Genomic DNA, 6,083 nt, shown 5'->3' on the forward strand with positions numbered 1-6,083 from the left:
CTCCGGCCCCACCCTCGACGTCTGCGCGGTGTCCGGGGCAGCGGTGCCGGCAGCCGCGGTGGCGGCCACCCCGGCGGCCGAAGTGCCCACGGCACCGGCGCCGTTCACGGCACCGTTGGTGCCCGCGCCGCCCGGGACGTTCGCCGCACTCGCTCCCCGCGCGGCACTCGCGGCACCGGGCTGTGCGGACGCGCCGGCGTCCTCGCCCAGTACCTCGCGCGGCAGTACGAGTACCGCCTGGATGCCGCCGTAGATGTTGCTCTGCAGCTGTACGACGATGCCGTGCCGCTGGGCCAGCGCGGAGACCACGAACAGCCCGATCCGGCCGTCCTGGAGCAGCTCACCGACATCGATGCGCTCGGGGTCGGAGAGCACCGCGTTCATGCGGTTCTGTTCGGCGGCCGTCATGCCCAGGCCGCGGTCCTCGACCTCGATGGCGAGGCCGGCGGTCACGTGCTGCGCGCGCAGCAGCACCTGGGTCTGCGGAGCGGAGAAGATGGTGGCGTTTTCGACGAGTTCGGCCAGCAGGTGGATGACGTCGGCCACCGCGTGGCCGCGCAGCGTGCCCTCGATCGGCGGCACCAGCTTGACCCGGGGGTACTGCTCGACCTCGGCGATGGAGGAGCGCAGCACCTCGGTCATGGTGACCGGACGGCTCCACTGGCGGCGGGAGACGGCGCCCCCGAGCACGGCGAGGTTCTCGGCGTGCCGGCGGATGCGGGTGGCGAGGTGGTCGACGTGGAAGAGCCCCTTGAGCAGGTCGGGGTCCTCGACCTCGTTCTCCAGCTCGTCCAGCAGCTCGATCTCGCGGTGGACCAGCGACTGAAGCCTGCGGGCGAGGTTGACGAAGACCTCGACCTTCTCCTCGCTGCCGCTGGCGTTGCTGCGCGCCAGGACGGCCGCCTCGTTCACCGCGGAGGCGGCCGTGCGCTGTGCCAGGGCGAGTTCGTGGCAGAGCAGGTCGAAGGCGTCGGCGTCCGCGGCCGGTTCGGGCAGTGGAGGCTGCGGGCGGGTGCGCGGGCGCTCGCCCTGCTCCAGGCCGCGCAGCGCGGAGCGGAGGTCGGACTGGCTGCGGGCGACGGAGCGGCGCAGGGAACCGTACCGCTCGACGACGCCACGGGCCTGCGTCGAGGCGAAGTAGGCGGCGCCGACGACAACTCCGCACACCACCAACAGGGCTCCGGCGAGCACTCCCCAGACCGCTGTGCCATCGGCCCCGGAGGCGGGGGTTCCCGACGCGGTGAGCCCCCCCTCGGCCGTCATCACGTACGCCACCGCGGCGGCGGCGACGATGGCGGTGATCCCGGCCGGCAGCACGGCGAGGCGCACCATGCGCCGTCGGACAGCCGCGTCGCTCGGAGACTGCCGGGCAGGGGCGCGGCCGTGCCGTCCCCGCGAGCCGTTCACGCCCGGCGCCCCGTTCACGCCCGGCGAGCCGTTCACTCCCGGCGCTCCGGGAGGGGTCGCTCCGTACGGGCCCGGCGCGGCGAAGGGAAGCGGGGCGTTCCCGGGGTGAGAGGCCTGGGAAGGTGCGGGACCGGACGTTCCTCTTCCTGTTCCTGTCTGCACCGCATGGCTCGGGGGTTCAGGCATCGGATTCCTCGGTTGACTTGAGGTCTGCTAGTGGGCTTCATCGAAAGCTCGCTCACAGCGCACGCCAGCTCTCACAGCGCCACGGCCACGCTAGCCTTCACAACGACTTCATGCAGACGCAGATGACATATTCGCCACCCTTCGCCAGCTCCGATGGAGTGAAGATCTCGTGTCCTAGCCCTGAGCGCGAGTTGTGATCATAACTCCCTTACGGAGCAGGGAAGTTAACGCCCGCCGAACATAACTGACAGGTCATCAGCAATCCGGACGGTCTGCCGGGCGGGCGGGGCCCGAACCGCCGGTGGCGGCGGATGGCACGGCCGACCAGCGGTTTCCTCCACCGAACACGGGAAGCACGAACGCGGGAGGGGTCTCCGCGACCGGTCCAGACCGCCCGTGAACGCGTCCTCGAAAAGTGGAAGCGGAGGCGTCGCGGCGGGCCGCACGTGCTTGCCCCCGCACCCGCGACGGGAGCGCGGCAGGCGCCCCGCTCGGGCATATGCGCCGCACAGCAGAGGCGCATGGCCCGCAAAAACGCGTCACATCGGGCCGGAATCATTCCCTGCCGCGGGTCTCACCCCTCAGCTCACCACCACCCGCCCCGGCACGCTCCGCGACGCCCGAGTCACGCAGCGTCCGGTCCCGCGGGGGTACGGGACCGATTGCGCCGCGCACCGATGTCGTATCGTCGGCAGGGGCCGATCGGCACAGAGACGAGCAGCGACGAGGAGTACCCGTGAGTCAGCAGTCCGCCGAACCCGCGCTGACCGGAGTGCGCAACTTCCGCGACGTCGGTGGCGTGCCGACGGCCGACGGGCGCCGGCTGCGGCATGGTGTGCTCTACCGGAGCGGGCACCTCGCCCACGCGACCGACGAGGACGCGGCCTTTCTGCGCGGCCTGGGGCTGCACACGGTCTTCGACTTCCGCAACGCCGCCGACCAGGCCCTGGAGGGCCCGGATGTGGAGCTGCCCGGCGTGCGGAACGTGAACATCCCGCTCACCGACCCGGCGGACGGGGCGGAGTTCTGGAAGATGGTGCGCGACGGCGAGCTGGACCAATTGCGCATGATCCTCTCGGACGGACAGGGCGCGGCCCGGATGATCGCCTCCTACCGCTCCATGATCAAGGGCCGTACCGCCGAGCACAGCCGGATACTGCACTCCCTCGCCGACGACAGCGTGCCCGCCCTGATGCACTGCGCGGCGGGCAAGGACCGGGCCGGACTCTCGGTCGCGGTGACGCTGCTGGCGCTCGGTGTCGGCCAGGAGGCGATCGAGGCCGACTACCTGGAGTCCAACTCCCCGCACCGGCGCTACAAGGTGCACCGCAGCGGCAAGTCCCGGGCCGGCATGTCCCCGGAGGTGCTGGAACTGCTCTCCCCGCTCTTCGACGCGCGCGCGACCTACCTCGCCGCCGCTCTCGCCACGATCGAGGAGACCTGGGGCGGGGTCGAGCCGTATCTGACGGACGGGCTGGGGCTCGAGGCGGGGACCCGCCGGCGGCTGCGGGACAGGATGCTGGAAGACGCCTGAGCGCGGGCCGCCTCAGCGGTTGGCGACCGCCTGCCTGACCAGGGTGCGGCCGAAGTCCCAGAGCAGGCTGCCGCCGCGGTGCGCCTCATCCATCAGCCGGCGGAAGGCGTCGACGAACCGGTCGACTTCGCGCTCACCGATGACCAGCGGCGGAATCAGCTTGATCACCTCCAGTTCGTCGCCGGAGACCTGGGTGAGGATGCGGTGCCGCTGCAGCAGCGGGACGACCACCATCTGCGCGAACAGTCCCTTCCGCGCCGCCTGCAGCATCGCCCATCGGCCGCGCAGCGCGAGGGACCGCGGCCTGCCGAACTCGATGCCGACCATCAGACCGCGGCCACGCACTTCGTGCAGCAGCTCGTAGTCGTCCACGAGCGCCGCGAGCCTGCCGCGCAGCAGTTCCCCGGTGCGGCGGGCGTTGGCGACGAGATCCTCGTCCTCCAGCACGGCCACGGTCGCCAGTCCCGCCGCCATCGCCTGAGCGTTGGAGCCGAAGCTGGCGGAGTGCACGAGCACCCGCTCCATCGATGAGTAGACCTTCTTGAAGATCCACTCCTTGCCGAGGGTCGCGCCGACGGGCACGTAGCCGCCGGAGAGGGCCTTGGCCACGCACACGAGGTCCGGCGCCGCGTCCGCCTCGTGCTGATAGGCGAAGAATTCGCCGGTGCGGCCGAGCCCCGTCTGCACCTCGTCGGCGATGAGCAGCGCGCCTGCGCTGTGCAGCAGTTCCCCGGCCGCCGCCAGATATCCGGGCGGCGCCGGGTGCACGCCCTTGCCCTGGATCGGCTCGACGATCAGGGCCGCCACGTCACCGCGCCGCAGCTCCCGCGCGAGAGCGCCCAGGTCGCCCAGCGGGACCGCGGTGTCCGGCAGCAGCGGACCGAAGCCACGGCGGAAGCCGTCCTCGCCGTTGACGGAGAGGGAGCCGGTGGTGAGCCCGTGGAAGGCGTGGTCGCAGTAGAGGACGCGGCTGCGACCGGTGGCGCAACGGGCGAACTTCAGCGCCGTCTCGACCGCTTCGGTGCCGCTGTTGCCGAAGAAGACCCGCTCCATACCCGGTGCGTGACCGAGCAGCTTCTCGGCCAGCAGGCCGGGCAGCGGGGGGCAGTCGAAGCGGGTGAGGTCCGCCAGCCCCGCGTCCAGCACGTCCCGCAGGGCCCGCCGCAGCACCGGATGGTGCCGCCCGAGGCCCATGACGCCGAACCCGGCGAGCATGTCGAGGTATTCCCGGCCCTCCGCGTCGTAGAGATAGGCGCCCTCGCCGCGTTCGTAGACCTTGTCGAAGCCGATGGCGCGCAGCATCCGCGGAAGCTGATGGTTCAGGTGCCGGGCGTGCAGCTCGTAACGCTCGGCTCCCCGTTCCGCCAGCAGCTTCGTGAGGTCGAAATCGGTCATGCGGTCGCCTCCTCCCCTGGGCCGGGCTCAGGCGCGCACGGTCTCCCGGGCGGCGCGCAGTGACTCCTTGAGCGACCCCATAGTGGCGAGCACGGCGGTGGGTTCGTAGCCGCAGTGCGCCATGCAGTTGGCGCAGCGCGGGTCCTTGCCGCGGCCGTAGGCGTCCCAGTCGGTTTCCTCGATGAGCTCCTTGTACGTGGGCACGTAGCCGTCGCTCATCAGGTAGCAGGGCCGCTGCCAGCCGAAGAGCGAGTAGTTGGGGATGGCCCACGCCGTGCACGGGAAGTCGGCCTTGCCTTCCAGGAAGTCGAGGAAGAGCGGGCTGTGGTTGAGGCGCCAGCGGCGCCGGTTGCCGCCGGCGAACGCCTTTCCGAACAGCTCACGTGTCTGCTCGACACCCAGGAAATGCTCCTGGTCGGGAGCCTTCTCGTAGGCGTAGGCGGGCGAGATCATCATCTCGTCCACCCCCAGGTCGTCGTTGAGGTAGTTGAGCACCTCGACGATGGTCTGCGGCGTGTCGGTGTTGAAGAAGGTGGAGTTGGTGGTGACGCGGAAGCCGCGCTTCTTGGCTTCCTTCATCGCCGCCACGGCCTCGTCGAAGACGCCCTCCTTGGCCACCGACTCGTCGTGCCGCTCACGCAGCCCGTCGATGTGCACGGCGAAGGCGAAGTACGGGGACGGCGTGAACTGATCCATCTTGCCGCGCATGAGCATGGCGTTGGTGCACAGGAACACGTATTTCCGCTTCGCCGTCAACTGCCGGACGATCTCTCCGATCTGGGGGTGCATCAGCGGCTCACCGCCGGCGATGGAGACCATCGGGGCGCCGGACTCCAGCACCGCGCCGACGGCCTGGGCGACCGGCATCCGCTGCTTGAGCACTCCGGCGGGGTGCTGGATCTTCCCGCAGCCCTCGCAGGCCAGGTTGCAGGCGAAGAGCGGCTCCAGCTCCACGATCAGCGGGAACTTCTCGCGGCGGCGCAGTTTCTGCTGGAAGAGATAGCTGCCGATACGGACGGTCTGACGCAGAGGCATGGCCATGTCTCGCTCACCTCCAGGGGAGCAGCAAGGATCGGTGCCATTCGAGGAATGCGGGCATAATGCCGCGAAGGACGCGGAATGCCGATATTCCACCTCGCAGTGTCCCGGGACGGATCAGTTCATGTCCGGGGGCGTCCACCACCACCCGTACGGCGGCAACGGGGCGCCGTACGGCGGACGCCGCGGTGCGGAGGGTCGCCGCGGACTCCATGTCGGCGGCCACGGCTCCGGTGGCGGTGTGCAGCGCGGTACGCGCGGCGCCGCGTACGACGCGTGCGGAGCCGGCGAGCGGCCCGACGTGCACGGTGCCGTACGGGCGCAGCGCCGCGGCCAGCAGCTCGGTCCCCGTGCACGGCGTACGGCCCGTGCCGTCCCGCGTCTCGTCGGCCACGACGAGGTCCCCGGGGTGCATGCCGGGGACCAGACCGGCGCAGAACCCGGTCGCCAGTACGGCGGTGCCGCCCTCCGCCGGCTCGTCGCGCAGCGCGCTCGCCACGGCCCGCCGGGCGGCGTCCGGGCC

5 protein-coding genes are annotated in these 6,083 nt (G+C 71.1%); 1 reads left to right on the forward strand and 4 read right to left on the reverse strand.

The genetic code is table 11. The features are described 5' to 3' along the window. The coding region (locus tag ACRDP3_RS28055; RefSeq protein WP_431519826.1) for a sensor histidine kinase at nucleotides 1-1,332 on the reverse strand (1,332 nt) is incomplete at its 3' end. A 997-nt stretch (nucleotides 1,333-2,329) separates the two neighbouring features. On the opposite strand from ACRDP3_RS28055, the gene ACRDP3_RS28060 reads away from it, so the two are divergent. Continuing rightward, a complete protein-coding gene (locus tag ACRDP3_RS28060) occupies nucleotides 2,330-3,127 on the forward strand; it encodes a tyrosine-protein phosphatase (RefSeq protein ID WP_431519827.1) in 798 nt (265 codons plus the stop codon). 12 nt (nucleotides 3,128-3,139) lie between these two features. On the opposite strand, the gene ACRDP3_RS28065 is transcribed toward ACRDP3_RS28060, so the two are convergent. The 3 genes from ACRDP3_RS28065 to ACRDP3_RS28075 all read right to left on the reverse strand — a co-directional run. Beyond that, nucleotides 3,140-4,522: an aspartate aminotransferase family protein gene (locus ACRDP3_RS28065; protein WP_431519828.1), complete on the reverse strand. Its 1,383-nt coding sequence runs from the start codon at nucleotides 4,520-4,522 to the stop codon at nucleotides 3,140-3,142. 27 nt (nucleotides 4,523-4,549) lie between these two features. Beyond that, entirely contained in the window at nucleotides 4,550-5,563 is a 1,014-nt protein-coding gene (gene hpnH, locus ACRDP3_RS28070) for an adenosyl-hopene transferase HpnH (RefSeq protein WP_431519829.1), read from the reverse strand. A 7-nt stretch (nucleotides 5,564-5,570) separates the two neighbouring features. Continuing rightward, nucleotides 5,571-6,083, reverse strand: a 513-nt coding sequence (locus tag ACRDP3_RS28075) for a 1-hydroxy-2-methyl-2-butenyl 4-diphosphate reductase (RefSeq protein ID WP_431519830.1), incomplete at its 5' end; no start/stop codon positions are given.

The organism is Streptomyces sp., assembly GCF_050698815.1.
Lineage (GTDB): Bacteria > Actinomycetota > Actinomycetes > Streptomycetales > Streptomycetaceae > Streptomyces.

Bases quoted from the DNA above. Each gene is read 5' to 3' on its own strand.
- hpnH (WP_431519829.1), bottom strand. From the start codon at position 5,563: ATGGCCATGCCTCTGCGTCAGACCGTCCGTATCGGCAGCTATCTCTTC.
- ACRDP3_RS28065 (WP_431519828.1), bottom strand. From the start codon at position 4,522: ATGACCGATTTCGACCTCACGAAGCTGCTGGCGGAACGGGGAGCCGAG.